The 16,325-nt window shown below is 65.7% G+C and carries 18 protein-coding genes; 5 read left to right on the plus strand and 13 right to left on the minus strand.

Going from position 1 to position 16,325, the window contains the following annotated elements; all coding sequences use genetic code 11:
• Window positions 1-86 precede the first annotated feature (86 nt).
• Window positions 87-2,156, minus strand: coding sequence for a PhoX family protein (locus tag ACWEO2_RS25830; protein WP_452407661.1), 2,070 nt, complete (start codon window positions 2,154-2,156; stop codon window positions 87-89).
• A 172-nt stretch (window positions 2,157-2,328) separates the two neighbouring features.
• On the opposite strand from ACWEO2_RS25830, the gene ACWEO2_RS25835 reads away from it, so the two are divergent.
• Window positions 2,329-2,574: a hypothetical protein gene (locus ACWEO2_RS25835; protein WP_452407662.1), complete on the plus strand. Its 246-nt coding sequence runs from the start codon at window positions 2,329-2,331 to the stop codon at window positions 2,572-2,574.
• A 63-nt stretch (window positions 2,575-2,637) separates the two neighbouring features.
• Here the strand turns inward: ACWEO2_RS25835 and ACWEO2_RS25840 are convergent, their stop codons facing one another.
• Both ACWEO2_RS25840 and ACWEO2_RS25845 read right to left on the minus strand, forming a co-directional pair.
• A complete protein-coding gene (locus ACWEO2_RS25840; protein WP_452407663.1) occupies window positions 2,638-3,441 on the minus strand; it encodes a hypothetical protein in 804 nt (267 codons plus the stop codon).
• Window positions 3,442-3,534: 93 nt separating this feature from the next.
• On the minus strand, window positions 3,535-4,086 hold the full coding sequence (locus tag ACWEO2_RS25845) for a lipoprotein LpqH (protein ID WP_452407664.1): 552 nt from the start codon (window positions 4,084-4,086) through the stop codon (window positions 3,535-3,537).
• Window positions 4,087-4,231: 145 nt separating this feature from the next.
• On the opposite strand from ACWEO2_RS25845, the gene ACWEO2_RS25850 reads away from it, so the two are divergent.
• From ACWEO2_RS25850 to ACWEO2_RS25865, 4 genes are read left to right on the plus strand one after another with little or no spacing between them, the layout of a single operon-like run.
• The gene (locus ACWEO2_RS25850) at window positions 4,232-5,575 is read left to right on the plus strand and encodes a hypothetical protein (RefSeq protein ID WP_452407732.1); all 1,344 of its coding nucleotides are present in this window, start codon (window positions 4,232-4,234) and stop codon (window positions 5,573-5,575) included.
• Complete coding sequence (locus ACWEO2_RS25855; protein ID WP_452407665.1) at window positions 5,575-6,609, plus strand: hypothetical protein; 1,035 nt, start codon at window positions 5,575-5,577, stop codon at window positions 6,607-6,609. The genes ACWEO2_RS25850 and ACWEO2_RS25855 overlap by 1 nt, the downstream gene beginning before the upstream one ends.
• A gap of 1 nt (window position 6,610) precedes the next feature.
• Entirely contained in the window at window positions 6,611-8,152 is a 1,542-nt protein-coding gene (locus ACWEO2_RS25860; protein WP_452407666.1) for a tetratricopeptide repeat protein, read from the plus strand.
• The gene (locus tag ACWEO2_RS25865; protein ID WP_452407667.1) at window positions 8,149-9,414 is read left to right on the plus strand and encodes a CHAT domain-containing protein; all 1,266 of its coding nucleotides are present in this window, start codon (window positions 8,149-8,151) and stop codon (window positions 9,412-9,414) included. Before ACWEO2_RS25860 ends, ACWEO2_RS25865 begins: the two co-directional genes overlap by 4 nt.
• A gap of 7 nt (window positions 9,415-9,421) precedes the next feature.
• Here the strand turns inward: ACWEO2_RS25865 and ACWEO2_RS25870 are convergent, their stop codons facing one another.
• From ACWEO2_RS25870 to ACWEO2_RS25915, 10 genes are all read right to left on the minus strand, one after another.
• On the minus strand, window positions 9,422-9,670 hold the full coding sequence (locus ACWEO2_RS25870; protein ID WP_452407668.1) for a type II toxin-antitoxin system RelE family toxin: 249 nt from the start codon (window positions 9,668-9,670) through the stop codon (window positions 9,422-9,424).
• A complete protein-coding gene (locus ACWEO2_RS25875) occupies window positions 9,667-9,939 on the minus strand; it encodes a type II toxin-antitoxin system Phd/YefM family antitoxin (RefSeq protein ID WP_452407669.1) in 273 nt (90 codons plus the stop codon). The genes ACWEO2_RS25870 and ACWEO2_RS25875 overlap by 4 nt, the downstream gene beginning before the upstream one ends.
• A gap of 59 nt (window positions 9,940-9,998) precedes the next feature.
• The gene (locus tag ACWEO2_RS25880; protein WP_452407670.1) at window positions 9,999-10,838 is read right to left on the minus strand and encodes an alpha/beta fold hydrolase; all 840 of its coding nucleotides are present in this window, start codon (window positions 10,836-10,838) and stop codon (window positions 9,999-10,001) included.
• Between the two features lie 100 nt (window positions 10,839-10,938).
• Complete coding sequence (locus tag ACWEO2_RS25885) at window positions 10,939-11,358, minus strand: hypothetical protein (protein WP_452407671.1); 420 nt, start codon at window positions 11,356-11,358, stop codon at window positions 10,939-10,941.
• Window positions 11,359-11,443: 85 nt separating this feature from the next.
• Entirely contained in the window at window positions 11,444-11,800 is a 357-nt protein-coding gene (locus ACWEO2_RS25890; protein WP_452407672.1) for a nuclear transport factor 2 family protein, read from the minus strand.
• 115 nt (window positions 11,801-11,915) lie between these two features.
• Entirely contained in the window at window positions 11,916-12,605 is a 690-nt protein-coding gene (locus ACWEO2_RS25895) for a DUF998 domain-containing protein (protein WP_452407673.1), read from the minus strand.
• A complete protein-coding gene (locus ACWEO2_RS25900) occupies window positions 12,605-13,093 on the minus strand; it encodes an N-acetyltransferase family protein (RefSeq protein WP_452407674.1) in 489 nt (162 codons plus the stop codon). Before ACWEO2_RS25900 ends, ACWEO2_RS25895 begins: the two co-directional genes overlap by 1 nt.
• A 214-nt stretch (window positions 13,094-13,307) precedes the next feature.
• The gene (locus ACWEO2_RS25905) at window positions 13,308-13,604 is read right to left on the minus strand and encodes a hypothetical protein (RefSeq protein ID WP_452407675.1); all 297 of its coding nucleotides are present in this window, start codon (window positions 13,602-13,604) and stop codon (window positions 13,308-13,310) included.
• 97 nt (window positions 13,605-13,701) lie between these two features.
• Entirely contained in the window at window positions 13,702-14,427 is a 726-nt protein-coding gene (locus ACWEO2_RS25910; RefSeq protein ID WP_452407676.1) for an amino acid ABC transporter ATP-binding protein, read from the minus strand.
• A 2-nt stretch (window positions 14,428-14,429) separates the two neighbouring features.
• Window positions 14,430-16,220 (minus strand): ABC transporter substrate-binding protein/permease, encoded by a 1,791-nt coding sequence (locus ACWEO2_RS25915; RefSeq protein ID WP_452407677.1) that lies wholly within the window; start codon window positions 16,218-16,220, stop codon window positions 14,430-14,432.
• Window positions 16,221-16,325: the final 105 nt, after the last annotated feature.

Here is a 16,325-nt window from a genome sequence, read left to right on the forward strand (position 1 = left end):
CTCCGGGCCCGTCGCTCACGCCGCAGCACGAAACCGCTACTCCCTGCAGGTTCGAGTAGCGGTTTCGTGTGCTGCGCGGCCCTCGGCTAGGTGCCGATCCGGCCGCCACCCTTCTTCCACACCGAAACTACGGCGGGTCGGGGCAGACTATCGCCGCCATCGGGCCAATGCGAGGCGGGCTTTTCGGCGGTCGCATCATCGCGCTCGCCTGGATGCTGGACGCAGACGGTGACCCGATGCTCCGAAACCGTCGGGCCGCAGGTCTCCGCGCCGAACGGGACGGTCAGGAATTGTTTGGTCTCACCGCGATTCGGCCCGTCGAGCACCACCGAGAACAGACCGTCATTGGCGCCGTTGGCGCGTGAGGCATCGGTGGAGATCCACAGATTGCCGTAGTCGTCGAAGGCCAGGTTGTCCGGTGCGGCGATCGGGCTGACCTTGCCCTTGTCGAATCCGGCGAAATAGGTGTCGGTGGTCTTCGGATCACCGCACAGCATCAGGATATCCCAGGTGAATTTGGTACCCGCGTGGTCGTCGTCGATTTCGAGGACCTGTCCGAACTTGTTGATATTGCGCGGATTCGCCTCGTCGACGCCGGGCTTGCCCTCCTTGCCACGCTGCTCGTTATAGGTCAGCGCGACATAGACCTTGCCGGACTTGGGATTCGCCTCGAAGTCCTCGGGACGGTCCATCTTGGTGGCGCCGACCTTATCGGCCGCCAATCGGGTGAACACCGAAACCTGTTCGGCGGTGAAGCCGTCGACCTTCGACGTCGCCTTGCCGTCTTCGCCGGTGACCAGCAGCGGAATCCATTGGCCGGTACCGGTGAAGCCCTTATCCGATGGCACGGTGCCATTGCCGTCGATCTTGTCCGGGTGGTCGCCGGTGAATTTGGCGACGTAGAGCGTGCCCGCGTCCAGGATCGTCAGATTGTGCCGCATGCTCGCCTGGCCGGTGCCGGACTGCACCTTTCGCGAGGATACGAACTTGTACATGTAGTCGAAGCGCTCATCGTCGCCCATATAGGCGACCACGGTGCCGTCCTCGGCGACGTGAATGGTCGCGGCCTCGTGCTTGAACCGGCCCAGCGCGGTGTGCTTGATCGGTGCGGCCGTGGCATCCCACGGATTCACCTCGACGACCCAGCCGAATCGGTTGGCCTCATTGGGCTCCTTGGCCAGATCGAAGCGGGGCTCGTGGATCTCCCACTTGCGCTCCGAGGTATTCGCGAAACCGTAGCGCCTCAGCCCGGCCTTCGCGGCCTCGTCAGTGACCTTGTCTGCGTTCGCGAAGTACTGGTTGATGTTCTCTTCACCGGAAAGCACAGTGCCCCAGGGAGTCATACCGCCGGAGCAGTTGTTCAGGGTGCCGAGCACCTTGGCGCCGGTCGGGTCGGCGGACGTCTTCAGAAAGACGCTGCCCGCCGCGGGGCCGGTGACGGTGAACTCGGTAGTGCCGGTGATGCGGCGGTTGTACTTGCCGAATTCCGGTGTCAGCTTTCCGGTTTCGGATTCGCCCTTGACCTGGACCACCGAGAGTCCGTGCGCGGCCAGCGCGGTCTGGTAGTGCTCCAGTGACGGGTTCGCCTTGTCGTAGCCCTTGAACATCTGCGGCTCGGTGGTGTACTCGTGATTCACCACCAGCAGATATGTGTTCGCCTGGCCTTCGATGGGCAGCAGCGCCGCGAAATCGTTGTTGAAGCCGAACTGCTTGCTTTGTGCGGCCGCAGTTTGCTTGTCCGGGTCGAATTTCGGTGCGTCCGCGAAAAGCGGGTCGCCCCAGCGGATCACGACATTGTGCTCGTAGCCCTCCGGAATGACCAGGGCGTCATCGGAATTCGACGCGACCGGCTTGAAATTGGTGCCCACCGGCACGCCGTCGACCAGCGAGCCGCCCGCCGCCAATTCGACCTTATCGTCGTCACCGCAGGCCGCGAGCACACCGGCCGCGCCGACCGCAGCCACCACACCAGCGCTGCCCTTGAGCAGACCGCGCCGCGACAGCGCCGCGCGCACCACATCACCGAAGTATTCGTTGTCCGAGGTGTTGGGCACCTCGTGGAAGCAGGCGTTACCGCACTTGTACTGGCAGGTGATGGCCGACCGCTTGGGCTGGCCGTCCCTCTTCACGAACAAGGCGAGGGGCTTGGGAGTCACGACCGCACGGTAAGCCTCTCAGGCAATCCACAGGAAACGCTCAGATGAACGTCCGACCAATTAGGTAACCCTCAACTTCCGCCCCGGTCGCGTAGCGCACTACGGCTGCCGTTGCGTTTCCGGCCCGCGGATCGATTAACTTGGAGGTAGGTATCAAGTCAGGAGCAGTGCGATGACTCGGTCCGCAGGAAAAATCCATCTCAGCCCAGAAGCGCTCGACTATCTCGATTCGATTCTCGCGGGGGCGATGGACGAGGCACGCCTCGTACTCATTTACCACGACGATTTATCCATAGAGGGAGACGGCGGCTGCAACAGGTGTACCCATCCCACCTGCGTCGGCTTCATTGCGGGCGGCGGCGCGATGTGCAAGCGTCCGACCTGCCACCACAGTTTCTTCAGCCATCGGATCTTCTAGGGTTGTGCACAAACGAATGCTGCCCCCGTTTCAGGTGAACGAGGGCAACATTTGCCGCGCGGGCTAGGCATTGATTTGCAGGGCGATCACGACCTCTTGTTCGTTCTCCGGCAGATAGTGCACCCGTAGTATGCGGCCGACCTGGACTTGGCCGACGCTGGCGGGCGGCAGAAACTTCTCCACACCGGTCGTGAAAGTCGTTCCGTCCGGGCGGGTTACGACAAGTCCGAGCTCGATTTTGGAGTGCCCGTTGCGAATTTCACCGGGGACCGACAGCGACCGCACCACGGCCTGGGCGGCGATACCGCGCTCGGCGATATCGAGTTTGGCCTTGGTGGTGAAGCCCTTTCGGATCATGGACTCGTTCATGGCGTGCTGCGCGGCCGACATATCGCCGGAGCGGTCGACCTCGACCTTATCGGTGCGATCGGGGAGATAGCGCACCGGCAGGACGACGCCGGGTTGCAGCAGGGCGAGTTCGGTGAGCGGCACGATCATCTTGGCGTGCGAGTCGAAGATCTTGCCGTCGACGCCTTCGACGCTGAAGTCGATGCGGATCTGCGGCTGGTCGTTGACGGTCAGACCGGTCTGCCGGAAGGACTTGACGGTGCCGATGCCGACCAGGCCATCGCGGAAGGCCGAGCTGTTATTGCCGGTGAAGGCCGCCATGATGCCCTCGCCGGTGAGGGCGAAGACCATCGCGACGATGGTTATGGCGATGATCGGCGGCGCCATCTGTGGTCCGACCCAGGCCAGGGTGCCGTCGTCGAAGGGGCCCGAGCTGGTGTAGGTGAGGCCGTGCCAGAGGTAGTAGCCGATCGAAAGGACGAGGAAGCCGAGGGCGAGCGAGCGGGCGATGTTCTTCATGGTATTCCCTTGTGTGTGAACGGATTTGGATCGCTCGGCCCGCTCACGCCCGGTGGCTGTGGGGCGTGAGCGGGCCGGGGTGCTTCGTCCGGATCAGCCGCCGACCACGGTCGAGCAGGCGAAGGTGATGTCGAATTTCGAGGTCTTCGGCCCCGCGGTCGGATTGGTGAGGTCGGGCGCGCCGACGCCCTCGCCGGTGACCTTGTAGGTATTGCCGTCCTTGACGACCTTGGCCGAACCGCCGGGCATGCCATTGCCGAAGCCCAGGGCGTAGGGCAGGCCATTGGAGCCGCCCTTGCTGCCCGCGACCGCGACGGCCTGGACGTTATCGGTGCCGGTGATGGAGGCGCTGACGCTCAGGGTGCCGTAGGTGGCGTTATTGGTGTCGCTGAGCGCGAGGGCGATGGTGTCGCCCTGCTTGGCGCAGGTGGTCTCGAACTTGCCGTCGAGCGCCTTGCCGTCGACCGAGGCGACCGACTTGCCCGGTGCCGGGGCGGGGGCGGGGGCCGGGGCGGCCGAGGTGCCCGGCTTGGCCGAGGTGGGCGACGAGCTGCTGGAGTTGTCGCTGCACCCGGTGACGAAGACGGCGAGAGCGGCGGCGGCTGCGGTGAGGGCGGCGGAGATGCGGACCGACTTGGTGTTCATGACTTGTTCCTTTGCTTCGTTCGGTCCCGGTGTTGGGCCGATACGAGAAAGGTAGAAATCGAACGCGCCCTACCGATCCCAGGTTTTTCGGAGTCTGAAACGGACAAACTTCCGTTAACCTGGTCGAATGCGACGGCCGCGCGCGATGGTGCTGGACGAGGTTTGGCGCCGACTCGACGGCGTCGAACCGCTCAGTGGCCCCCACGGCGGGCCGCTGCGGCGGACGGTGAAACTGATTCTGGATCCGCTGGTAATCCGTCCGGTTCAGCATCCGACGTGTGCGGGCCCGATCCTCACCGCCGACGGCGCGACCCTGCTCGCCACCCGGATACACGCCGCCGCCGATGTGCTCCGCGCGACGGCCGCCTGGTTCTCCCTGCTCAAACAGGTCCGGCGGGCGCTGCGGATCACCGAGGGCAATCCGCAGGATCTGTACTTCCAGCGGTCATTCGAACTCGCCACCACATCGGGTATGCCGGATCCGCACCGCGACCGGGCCATCGCCGAGGCGACGCTGCGCGATGTGCACGAATTCGCGGCGGGACGCACCACGCAGGCGCTCAAGGAGTACATCACCGCGGGTGCGCGGATCACCGAACTCACCGCGTTGATCGATATCGCGTGGCGACGCCGTCCGGTGGGCGGGCCGACCGGCGATCACGCCGAAATCTTCACGGCGCTGCTCGACGCGTGTGCGGCGGCCCGCGGCGGTGGGCAGGCCGACGGGCAGCCGACATTCGATCAGCTGGTCGCCACCCACGCCGGCACGCACGGAGGAATTCGACTGTGGGACAGCATATCCGCGCCGACCGCACAGCAACTCGGTCTCACCGCGCACCCGCTGCCACAATCACCCGCGCTCGGTTCCTCGGCCTCGAAGGCCAGTCTCGGGCTGCCGTTCGATCGCAGCATCTACGAACGCGTATTCACCGTGCTGCAGGCGTCGAGTGAACGGGCCGAACTGCCGCCCATTCCGGAACTGGTGACCGCCGAAATCGCCCGAAGCTGTGCGCCATGGGCGCTTTTGGACGAATCACTGCGGGTCGCGGCCACGGCCGGAACGACGCTCGCACGCGGGCTGCGGCCGATCGCCGCGCGCGCGAGCACCGATGGCGCGAGCCCGGCCGGGTCGGAGGCGGCCGAAACGGCGGCGCATCGGCTGATCAATGGCCGCTGGCAGCGGGAGGCATATGTATTGCAGGCCCGGCGGCTCACAGTGCGCGCCGATATCGACCTGCTCGATGGCCCGCTGGCCGCCATTGCCGCCGAACTGCGCACGCCATGGCGGCCCTATCTGCGACGACTGTGGGTCCGGCTGCACGGCCGCGATGTCCGGGAGGTGGGCGTCTACGAGCCGGACGAGCTGTGGGATCTGCTCGACGGCGTGGCCCGCTCGGTAATGCTGGACCACCGGATGCGGGTCAAACAGGCGCTGAGCGCGAGTTCCCTGGTCACCGAGCCGGATCCGGCGGAATCGAGGGCGAGCTGATGAGCGCGACCATGCGGATCGGACGCACCGCGGACGGCATCTGGACCGTCGTGCCCGAGGGCGCGCCGACCGTACTCGATGCCGCGGCGGCGCTCGATGCCATGGTGTTGGAGGTGGTCGGCGGTCATCTGTCCTGGAGTCTGCTTGCCGGACAGACGATTCCGGCCGCCGTTATCGACAATATCGAGCTGGCACACGACTGGCTGTGGGCGGTGTACGGCGAAGAGATCGCGGTGGCCATCGCCGATACCGAACTTACCGACGGAGCCGAATTCACCGCCGAACCAGCGTTGCCTGATCTCGTGACCGCCGCATGGCGGCTCGGATTCGCGTATTGGGCCACACGCTGGTGGCCCGCATCGACGATCGATGGCATTACCCCGCTCGACGACCGGCTGCTCGACCAGGAGATCACCGCCTTGCGCGCGGAGTGCGAACTGCTCATCGATGACGAGACCGCATCGGACGATGAGGCTGTGGATATCACCGCAGCCGTCGAAGTATCCACTCGTGCAGCCGATTACGCGCTGGCGGCCGGCGGCGGCGCGGATCGTCCGGCCGGTGCGCTGTCACTCGGACGCGGCACCGGTGGCTGGGATTGGCGGCGGTGCCCGCCGGGGCTCATCGATGCGTCCGAGCGGGCGGTGTCGTGGGAGTCGATACGGGATTCGGGGACCACGACGGTTCGCATTACCGCGGTCGCCGCACCCCAATTGGATTCGGCCGCACCGGCACATCTGCACCCACGGGCGTTCATCACCACGCCGGTCGGTACCGCGGAGGCGGAGTTGAACCTGATCGGCGATCTCTGGACCGGTGCGGCGACCACGCCATCGGATTCGGTATCGGCGGTGGATGTCTACGTGCCCGGCGTCGGCGCGACCCCGGATCCGGAGTTGGGCGGCCCGGAAATGCGTCGGCGGATCCGCGAAGTCGCGGCGGCGCGGTTGCGTCGGGCCACCGGCTCCGGTGCTGGTGTCGACGCACCGCTCCTGGCCGAGATCGCCGCCGCCGCATCGGAATCGGACTTCTGAGATGTCCGAGGATGACGGCCGTGCGCGACTGGCCGAAGGAGCCGCCGCCTACCAGCGCGGCGATGTCGGCGCGGCCAGGCGGCTGTTCGAGGAGATAGCCCGGACGAGCGCGAATGGCCTGCGGATCAGCGCGCTGGTCAACGCCGCGAGCATGTGCGATGAACTCGGCGATCATGCCGAGGCGATCGTGATGTTCCGCGCCGCGCTCGCGGAGATGCCCGACGATGCGATCGAAAAGCGAACCGCCGCACTGATCAATCTCTCCCAGGCGCTCCAGCACATCGGCGATCTCGACGGTGCGCAGCAGGCGCTGGAACAGGCGCGGGCGCTGCTCACCGAACACAATGACGAGAGCATGCAGCGGGTGGCCTGTCTGCTCTCGCTGACCGCGGTGGCGTTCCACCGCCAGAACTGGGCCTACGCCATCGAGCTGGCCACCGAATCACTGGACGCCGCAGTGCGTTTCGCGCCGCATTTGGCCGGACATCCGCTTTCGACACTCGGCGGGATCTACTTCGAGACCGGACGGCGCGAACTCGCCGTCGACTTCATGCACCAGGCGCTCGCGGCATTCGACGCGGCCGGTGACCGCAACGCCGTCGCCGAAACGGAACAGAATCTGGCCGTCATATACGTCAGATCGGACCGGTTCGACGAGGCCGAACCGCCGCTGCGGTCCAGCCAGGAGTATTTCGAGCGGGCCGGACTCGGCTATCGGGCCGGTGTCGGCCTGAAGACCATGGGCTTTCTCGCCGAGAGACGCGATGACATCGACGCGGCGGAACTGCGCTACCGCAGCAGCCTGCGGTACTTCCACGAATCGGGCGCGGTGCTCGATGCCGCCGATGTGCGCGTGCGCCTGGCCACGGTGGCCTACGCGACCGGCCGCTACGACGCGGGCGAAGTGCTCATCGCCGAGGCATTCGCCGCCTACGCCGAGCGTGGACTCGGATTGCATTGCGCCCAAATCGATTTCTGGCATGCGACGCTGCTGGAATCGGTCATCGAGGCGGCAGAAGCGCCGGATGGCGCGCTGTTGGCGCGGGCGATCGAACTCGCGGTTCCGTCGGCGCTGGCCATCGATGCTGTGCGCCACACGCTGCCCAATGGCAATCAACGCGAGCAGTGGAACCGTCAGATCGCCGATCCGGCGGTGCGGCTGGCATTCCGGTTCGCCTATCTGTCCGGCAATGGTCCGCTGATCGTGGATCTCATCGAAACACAGTGCGCGGGTACGACATTGGATATCACGAGATCAACCGCCGGTGCGCCGCCCCGGCTGCCCCTGGAATTATTCGATCCGCCAGCGGTTTCGGTCGAGGAGATGCCGAGTGTGCAGGTCGGGACCGGGCCGCAGAGTGGATCGGCACCGCAGCTCGGCACGGCGCTGGCCGAGGTCGCGGCCAGCGCCGGGCTTCCGGTGGCGCCCCCGCCGCGGGTGGCCGTGGCACCGGATGGCCATATCGCATTGGCCGCCTTTATCGATGCCGCCGAGCGACGCTACGGACAGCGGGTACGCGACAGCCGGGTATTGCCCGCATGACCGCACCGGAACAACCCACCGTCATCGTGCGGATGGCGGACGCGGGCGATCTGTACATGTCCTGGCGCTGGCTCGGAAACAGCTATGACCGGGGCGCGAGCATGTTGCCCGGTACGGCGGTCGGCGCGGCCGTCACCCAGCTGGTGGCGGCGCTGCCCCACCCCGCGGAACCCGGCGGACTCGAACGCGCCATGACGACGGGCGCTTTCGCGTCATATGACTCGGAATATCTCGTCGCGCAGGCGCTTTCTCGAGCACTTCTGCCCTACGGCCTGGCCGCGCAACTGTACGAGTTGTATGTGCGTGGCATACGCCCGCATATTCGGTTGCAGCCCTCGCCCCGCGTGGCCCAGATCCCCTGGGAGATCATCGCTCCCGATCCGGAGCTGCGCCTGGTGGATATCGCCGATATCAGCTTGCTCGCCCCGGCCAGCATTGTGCACGGCCCGGACCGGACGGCGCGCACCTGGTCCGAGACGCGGACACTGCCGGTAGTGGCGGTCCTCGACCCGCGCGTCCCCGGCTTCCGCGCCGACTCCGCACTCGGGTCGGTGCTCGGCCGGATGGATCCCGAAGCGCCACTCGCCCAACGTGTCGCCGAATATCGCGACCAAGGCAGGCTGGTACCCGCGGTCGACGATCCGATCGAAGTATTCCGGCGCACCGATATCGATCGGAGCTGGTTGAGCGAGGCGCTGCGCAGTGGCGCGAGCCGCCTCACCTATGTGGGACATGTGACCGCGGCAGCCCCCGAATCCGGCCAGAGCGAGGCCTCCGAACTACATCTGGCCTGCGCCGCCGAGGCCATCGGCTTCGCCACACCCATTCGAGCGCACCGGCCGCTCTCGGCCAAGGACCTGCTACTCGGCACCCACACCCTCACCACGGAACCCATTGCCGGACCGCAACTCTGGCCGATCCCCAGTCGGGTCGCGTTGATCGCCTGCGAAAGCGGCGGCGATATGCGCTTCAGCGAGGCCCTCGGTCTGGTGGCCGCCATGATCAACGGTGGCGCCGAACTGGTCACCGCCAGCCGCTGGCCCCTCCCCACCGACCTCGCCTTCCAACGCCTGGCCGGAGCACCCCCCGAAGCCCACCCCCTACAAGACGCCATCTGCGCCATCGACGCCGCCCACGAACACCCCGACCCCATAACCACCCTCGCCACCTGGCAACGCACCCGCCTGACTACCTGGCGCACCGAACGCACCATCGAACACTCCCCCCTCCTCTGGTCCGCCTTCGCCACCGTCCGTACGTGACCAGCGCCTATCGGTAGGCGTCCGAGCGCTTCGCGACGATGAAGACGGTCACCATCTGCTCGATATCGTCGACCCCGTAAACGATGCGGTACTGACCGATCCGAATGCGCCAGTCCTGGTTTCCAACAAGTTTTTTCGCGCCGGTGGGTCGCGGCTCCTTGCTCAGCCCGATAATGGCATGCAACGCGACCTCGAATACCTCGCGAGGAAGCTTCTGCAGTTGTTTCAGAACATCCGGATGGAATTCGACTCTCACGAGGCCAACACCGTTGCCGGGTCCACACCCAGGGCATCGAGCATCTCCGACATCGTCATCGCCTCGTACGACTCACCACGCAGCTGACGCAGTCGCAGTGCGTCCACGAGATCGGCGTGTTCGTGCAGCCGCTCATAGTCGGCCATCGAGATGATGACCGCGACTTCACTGCCACTATCGGTAATGACCGCCTCTTCACCGGTTGCGGCAACACCACGCACAATCGCCCCGAGTTGCATCCGAAGGTCTCGCAGGCTGTGTGTACTCATGTCCAACATGTTACACATTCGGCGCGATTGACGGCCTGGATGGGTAGCGGTAATCGGACCTAGGAGCGGTGGGTGAGCAGGTGTTGCATGAGTAGCCGGGTGAGGGATTCGGGGGCTTCTTCGGGGATCCAGTGGGAGATGTCTTCGAGCATTTCGAAGCGGTAGGGGGCGGTGACGTGGTTGGCGGTGCTGAGGGCGGCGGTGGAGCCGATGGCGGTGTCCTCGGTGCTCCAGACGTAGAGGGTCGGGACGGCTATCGGGGCGGTCGGACCGGCGAGCGGGAGGGCTCGGTACCAGTTCAGAGCCGCGGTGAGGGCGTCGGGGCGGGTGAGGCGGTGGATGTAGTCGTCGATGCGCTCCTGCGGGATCTTCCAGTCGAAGATCTTGCGCAGGGCGGCGGCGTCATCGGCGAGTAGGGCGCGTTCGGGGGTGCGGGGCTGGCGGAAGTAGGAGAAGTGCTTGGCGCGCTGGGCCTGGTCCTCGTCCTCGGCCATGGCCGGTAGGAAGGCGGCGGGGTGTGGCTGCGATACGGCGGTCAGGGTGCGGATCCGTGCCGGGAATTCGGCCGCAACCGCCCACGCGACGTGCGCGCCCAAGTCGTGGCCGACGAGATCGAAACGCTGCCAACCCAATTGGTCAGCAATGGCGATGACATCGCCGATCAGCTCCGCCACGCGATAGTCGGCGACCTTATCGGGGCGCACGCCGGGCGAATAACCGCGCTGATCGGGTGCCACGACATGGCAGCCCCCGCCGCCGAGCGCGGTGAGCTGGAATTCCCATGCGATGGCGGCCTCCGGAAAGCCGTGCAGCAGCATGACTTCGCGGCCACCGGGTGCGCCGCTGGTCAACGCGTCGAAGGTGCCGAACTCGGTGGGAATCGTGGTTGCCTCGAGCACGGGCTCGACTCTAGAGGGCGGTACCGACCACAAACGCCGAACGCGGCATCAGCTGGTGCTGATGCCGCGTTTCGCGGAGTTGGTCGGTTGGTTCCAAGATTCAGCGGGCCTTGCGGATGCCGAGGTACTGCAGGGCCGCGAAGCCGCCGACGGTGGCCGCCTGCATGACGGTCCAGATCGAGCCGACCAGGTTCAGTTCGAGGACGCCTTCGACGAGCGCGGCGAGACTGACCACGACCCAGGCGGCATTGGCAGCGGCGACGACAGCTGCGGCCTTGGTATTGATGCTCTTGGCCATGCCGACCAGGGCGACGCCGATGCCATAGAGGGTCAAGAAGATGCCGATCGGGATACCGATCTCGCGGTCGAGGCCGAGCAGCGATTCCAGCGGGCCCGAAAGCGCCAGGTAGGCAAGGCCGTTGACGCCGGTGATGACGGCATCCAGCCGCAGTGCGGCGCGCAGCAGGTTCTGGCCGGGGGCGAGCAGGGTGGACATGTAGGCGGGGGCGGTGGTGGTCATGGCTGTATTTCCTTCTGCGGTAACAGTTTCGGATGATCGGGGGCCGCGGCCATCGGTAGACCCGATGGCAGCGGCGGGGAGCAGGTCAGGCGGCGGCGGGAACCTTGTCGAGGAAGCCGTAGACGTTGGCGATGCGCCCGTCCTTGACGACCGCGACATCGAAGCCGATCACGACGGCAGGTGCGTCCGCGGGACCGAGTTCCCAGGTGAATCGCACCTGGTCGTGGTGGGCGTCGACCGGTCCGGCGAGGGTGAACACCCAACCCGGGAACTGGGCCTGAACCCCGGCGATGGCCGCGTCGAGCTGGTCGTGTCCGGCGACCGCGGCCAGCGGGTCGGTGTAGCTGGCGTCGGCGGTGAACACGGCTTCGATTCCGGCCTTGCGGGCGGCGGCGTCGGTGGTGTTCCAGACTTCCAGGTACTGTGCGACGAGCTCGTTCATGATGGCCTCCTAGGCTTCTGATCTGCGGTTTCTCTGTCGTTCCTGCTGACAGGAACTACGTTATGGGCAGAGCAGGGTGCGCCGAATCAGTCATCTATAAGTACTTTTCGCCGACCTATACGTATGTGGTCGGCGCGGTGCCACGTCGAGCCATCGCGAGCAGCACGACACCGGTGCCGATTCGCCACCAGACGAAGGGGTCGATGGCCAGGCGTTCGGCCGCACCGGGCGCGAAGTTCTCGCTGGTCAGCGCGGCGACCATGCCGAAAATGCTCACGGCCAGCAGGGCGAGAGTCAATGCGGTGTAACCGCGGTGCGGCCGGTACAGCCAGGCGATAATCGCCATGATCGCGATGCCGGAGAACAGTTCCAGGTATGCGCCGGTGGGATGCAGCACGGCGCGAAGGTGATTGCCATCGGGCACCTCGCGCGCACTGCCAGGGAAGACGCCGACCAACACATTGCCGAGGCAGTTGATCATGGCGAAATACGGAATCGACCTGGCCAGTGGCCTTTTCGGAAGCATCGGCGACAGCAGCACCGCGGCGGCGAGCACGAGGACGCCGAGAAGCACGAATTCTGCGGACATCAGTGCGTGCCATGGCGAGCAGATGAACCTGTCCCGCGGGGTGCCGTATCGGTGCATTTCACCGAGGCATTCGGGGACACCGAGATCGCTGATCATATTGCGTGACCAGCTGTAGTCATGCGGCGCGGGCCAGCGTGCGGCCGCGATCAGCTCGATGAGGTAGTACGAGATCGACAGGATCAGCAGTGCGGCACCGGTTTTCAGGCGGGTCGTCATCACAGCTCCAACAGCATCTCGAATTCCGGCCGTGGATCTGCGGGCCCGATCATCCCCTGTACTCCCGTGTGCACGAACCCGTGTCGCAGATACAACCGCTCGGCCACCGTGTTGCCCGCCGCAACCTCCAACCACACCTTGCGATGCCCCGTATCGACCGCCCAGTCGACCACGGCTCGCACGAGGCGATCCGAAACCCCTGTGCCCCGAGCCTTTCCAGCAACCCACATCGAAATCAGGTGCGCCCCCGACCGTTCGGGATCATCCAGCCCCGCAGCCGTCCCGACGTCGCTGCCGTCGACACTGGCCACGAACTGCGCTCGATGGGCCAGCAGCTCCCGCCAATCCTGATCGGTCCTGGCCCGCGCGTGCTCGAGTGTCGACCCGAATGCCTGCGGCGCGTCGGCCAAGGCACGCAGTCGAATACTTCGGAATACAGACCAGTCGTCGGCGGTCAGCAGCCGCACTCGGACCCCTGAATCACCCATCCGCCATGTCTACGCGAGCCCGTGTCTGCTGGCGAGCCGGTTTCGGGTGACCTGCGCCGGGCGGTATCGGACCACGTACCGAGGCGCTCCTCGATCGCGCCCTCGACCTGCTCCGGCAGCTGGCGCCACTGGTGTCGATCCGCCCCCACGCTCGCTCGCACAGCACAATCGTGCCGTGCGAGCGCCACCGGTCCCCGGTGTGCAGCGATCGAACTCAGTGGTCGTCGTAGTGGCCGTTGTGGGCGGCGTGGCGGTGACCGTCGTGCAGATAGTCGACGTGGTCACCGTGTTGGACGGCTTCGTGGCCGCAGTTGGGACCGTGGACGTGGTCGTGACCCGGGTGTTCGACGTGTGCGGTCGGTTCGCATTCGTCGTAGTGGCCGGCGTGTTCGCGGTGCAGGTGGCCGTCGTGGGCGTATTCGACGTGGTCACCGTGGACCACTTTGGTATGGCCGCAATCGGGGCCGTGGACATGCTGGTGTTCGGTGTGCTCGATATGCGCTGTGGCCATCAGACCTCCTCGTTTCCATCGCTGGACGTATAGCGCCGAGAGCGTCGACACATTAGCAGGTGCGCATCTATCGAGTTTACTAGGAGTGTGCTGTAGGTCACAGAACCTGCGAGAGAAAGCGCTGCAGGCGTGGGGTCTGCGGATCGTCGAACAGCGCGTCGGGTGTGCCGGTTTCGACGACCTGACCTGCGTCCATGAACAGCACACTGTCGGAGACGCTGCGCGCGAAACCCATTTCGTGGGTCACCACGATCATCGACATGCCCTCGGTTGCCAGATCGGCCATCAGCGCGAGGATGCCCTTCACCAGTTCCGGATCCAGCGCGGAGGTGGCCTCGTCGAAGAACATGATCTCCGGCTGCATGGCCAGCGCGCGGGCGATCGCGACGCGCTGCTGCTGACCGCCGGACAGATTCGCCGGACGCGTATCGGCCTTCGCGGCCAGGCCGACCACCTCCAGTTGTTCGACGGCCAGCGCACGTGCCGCATCCTTGGACAGCCCACGCAACTTGCGCGGCCCGAGCGCCACATTTTCGGCGACCGTCTTGTGCGGGAACAGATTGAAGTGCTGGAACACCATGCCGATGCGCTGGCGCAGCTCGTCCGGGTCCTCGGTGAGCACCGATCTGCCGTCCAGCAGCACATCGCCCTGATCGGGTTCGTGCAGGCGGTTCAGCACGCGCAGCAGCGTCGACTTGCCGGAGCCGGACGGCCCGATGACGGTGGTGGTCTTCCCCGCGTCGACGTGGATATCGACGCCGCGCAGCACATGGTTGTGGCCGAGCGTCAGATGCAGGCTGGTCCCGGTGAGGGAGGCACTCATATTTATCCGCGCCCTTCCGTAATCGTGGCCGCCTCGACCTGGTCGATGGGTTGGTCGGGTCGGCCGGTGCGCATGCGACGGTCGATGTAGTTGACCAGGTGCGTGAGCGGAATGGTCAACAGCAGGTAGACCAGGCCCGCGGCGACCAGCGGCGAGAGATTTCCGGTCTGCGCGTTGAGATCTCGGCCGACCGCGAACAGTTCGCGCTGGGTGGCGAGCAGGCCGAGGAAGTAGATCAGCGACGAATCCTTGATCAGCGCGATGAATTGGTTCATCAGCGCCGGCAGCACCCGGCGCACACCCTGCGGGATCACCACCAATGTCATTGCCTGGCGGTAGCCGAAGCCGATGGCCCGCGCGGCCTCCAGCTGCCCCGGCTCCACGGATTGGATTCCGGAACGGAAGATTTCACCGATATACGCCGAGGCCAGCAGGGCGAGTGCGATAGCGCCGAGCCAATACGGGTTGTTGCCGGTGATATTTCGCACCACCGGGCCGATGCCGAGGCCGATGATCAGGATGATCACCACGGCGGGCAGGCCGCGGAAAATATCGGTGTAGACGCGGGCGGGCCAGCGCAGCCAGCGGGTCCGGGAAATGCCCGCCACCGCGAGCAGCATGCCGAGAACGGTACCGAGAACACCCGAAACCACGGCCAGGATAAGCGTATTCGGCAGACCGGTCTTGAACAGGTCAGGAAATGCCTTGCGGTACAGCGACCAGTCGAAGAAGGTCTCCTTCAACTGCGTCAGTGTGGATTTCGGCGCGTTCGCCCCAGCGTCGGTCGGCTTCTTCTCGGCCGCAATGGCGGCGAAGTCCGGAAGTTGCGGCGCGGGTGCGGCTTTCGAACCGGGCTTCCATCCGGGCGGCAGCTGCCGCGGCACCCATTCGGTGTAGAGCTTGGCGTAGGTGCCATCGACGATCACGGCGTCCAGACCGCTATTGAGCGCGTCGATCAGCGGCTGGTTGTTCTTGGCGACCGCATAGCCGACGAAATTGTCCAGACTGAAGGTGTTCTGGATGATCGAGGTGCCATCGCCCGGCTTCACCTGGCCCTCGGCCTGCGCCGATGGCGCGACCCAGGCGTCGACCTGACCGGTCTTCAGATTCGCGTACGCGGTGGCGTAGTCCGGAAATTTCACCGGATCCAGATGCAGCTGGTTGACCACGTAATCGTCCTGCACGGTGCCCTGCACGACCGCGATTCTGGTGCCGCGCCCCAGATCCGAAAAGCCCTTGATGGCACTGCCGTTCGGGACGACCAGGGAGAAATAGCCGAAGTCGTAGCCATTGGTGAAGCCGACGCGCTCACGGCGCTCGGCAGTGGTGGTGATATTCGACGAGCCGATATCGAAGCGACCGCCGGAGACCTGCGAGAGCAGCGGCGCGAATTCGGTGCCCGAAAACTCCACCTGGAGGCCGAGTTTCGCACCGATCGCGCGCAAAAGCTCATTGTCGAAGCCGGTGAACGAGCCCGCCGAATTCAAGCAGATGCTCGGCGGTGCGTCCGAAAGCGTGCCGACGGTGAGTTTGCCCGGCGTGATCAGCCGCAGTTTGCTGGCATCGATCGCCGACAGCGGCAGGGTGCTCGCGGTGGTGTATTTGTCCGCACCCGCCGAGGCGGCCGAGCCCAGATTCGTCGGTGCGGCCGATGCCGCACTCAGCCCGGGTGGTGTGCATTGATTTCGATCGGTTGAATGGTCGCCGGAACCGCAGGCCGTGGCGGCTAGGCCGACGGCAAGCAATATCACGGCGATCAGCGCACGAGACCGCACAGCGGGCAGACCAGCCATGACGCGTAACCCTAGCGTCCGATCGGCGCTAATCGGCAGCTACCCCGGAGCGCTCGCAGTCGGTCGCAGCACACCGTCCCAGCTCACGGCCGCCGGGCGTGCGCG

It is taken from the genome of Nocardia sp. NPDC004278 (genome assembly GCF_053602975.1).

Excerpts from the sequence above, each read along its gene's own strand:
- ACWEO2_RS25860 (WP_452407666.1), top strand. The coding sequence starts at position 6,611 with ATGTCCGAGGATGACGGCCGTGCGCGACTGGCCGAAGGAGCCGCCGCC.
- ACWEO2_RS25900 (WP_452407674.1), bottom strand. The coding sequence starts at position 13,093 with ATGGGTGATTCAGGGGTCCGAGTGCGGCTGCTGACCGCCGACGACTGG.
- ACWEO2_RS25845 (WP_452407664.1), bottom strand. The coding sequence starts at position 4,086 with ATGAACACCAAGTCGGTCCGCATCTCCGCCGCCCTCACCGCAGCCGCC.
- ACWEO2_RS25895 (WP_452407673.1), bottom strand. The coding sequence starts at position 12,605 with ATGACGACCCGCCTGAAAACCGGTGCCGCACTGCTGATCCTGTCGATC.
- ACWEO2_RS25840 (WP_452407663.1), bottom strand. The coding sequence starts at position 3,441 with ATGAAGAACATCGCCCGCTCGCTCGCCCTCGGCTTCCTCGTCCTTTCG.
- ACWEO2_RS25905 (WP_452407675.1), bottom strand. The coding sequence starts at position 13,604 with ATGGCCACAGCGCATATCGAGCACACCGAACACCAGCATGTCCACGGC.
- ACWEO2_RS25865 (WP_452407667.1), top strand. The coding sequence starts at position 8,149 with ATGACCGCACCGGAACAACCCACCGTCATCGTGCGGATGGCGGACGCG.
- ACWEO2_RS25875 (WP_452407669.1), bottom strand. The coding sequence starts at position 9,939 with ATGAGTACACACAGCCTGCGAGACCTTCGGATGCAACTCGGGGCGATT.
- ACWEO2_RS25855 (WP_452407665.1), top strand. The coding sequence starts at position 5,575 with ATGAGCGCGACCATGCGGATCGGACGCACCGCGGACGGCATCTGGACC.
- ACWEO2_RS25890 (WP_452407672.1), bottom strand. The coding sequence starts at position 11,800 with ATGAACGAGCTCGTCGCACAGTACCTGGAAGTCTGGAACACCACCGAC.
- ACWEO2_RS25835 (WP_452407662.1), top strand. The coding sequence starts at position 2,329 with ATGACTCGGTCCGCAGGAAAAATCCATCTCAGCCCAGAAGCGCTCGAC.
- ACWEO2_RS25910 (WP_452407676.1), bottom strand. The coding sequence starts at position 14,427 with ATGAGTGCCTCCCTCACCGGGACCAGCCTGCATCTGACGCTCGGCCAC.
- ACWEO2_RS25915 (WP_452407677.1), bottom strand. The coding sequence starts at position 16,220 with ATGGCTGGTCTGCCCGCTGTGCGGTCTCGTGCGCTGATCGCCGTGATA.
- ACWEO2_RS25850 (WP_452407732.1), top strand. The coding sequence starts at position 4,232 with ATGGTGCTGGACGAGGTTTGGCGCCGACTCGACGGCGTCGAACCGCTC.
- ACWEO2_RS25885 (WP_452407671.1), bottom strand. The coding sequence starts at position 11,358 with ATGACCACCACCGCCCCCGCCTACATGTCCACCCTGCTCGCCCCCGGC.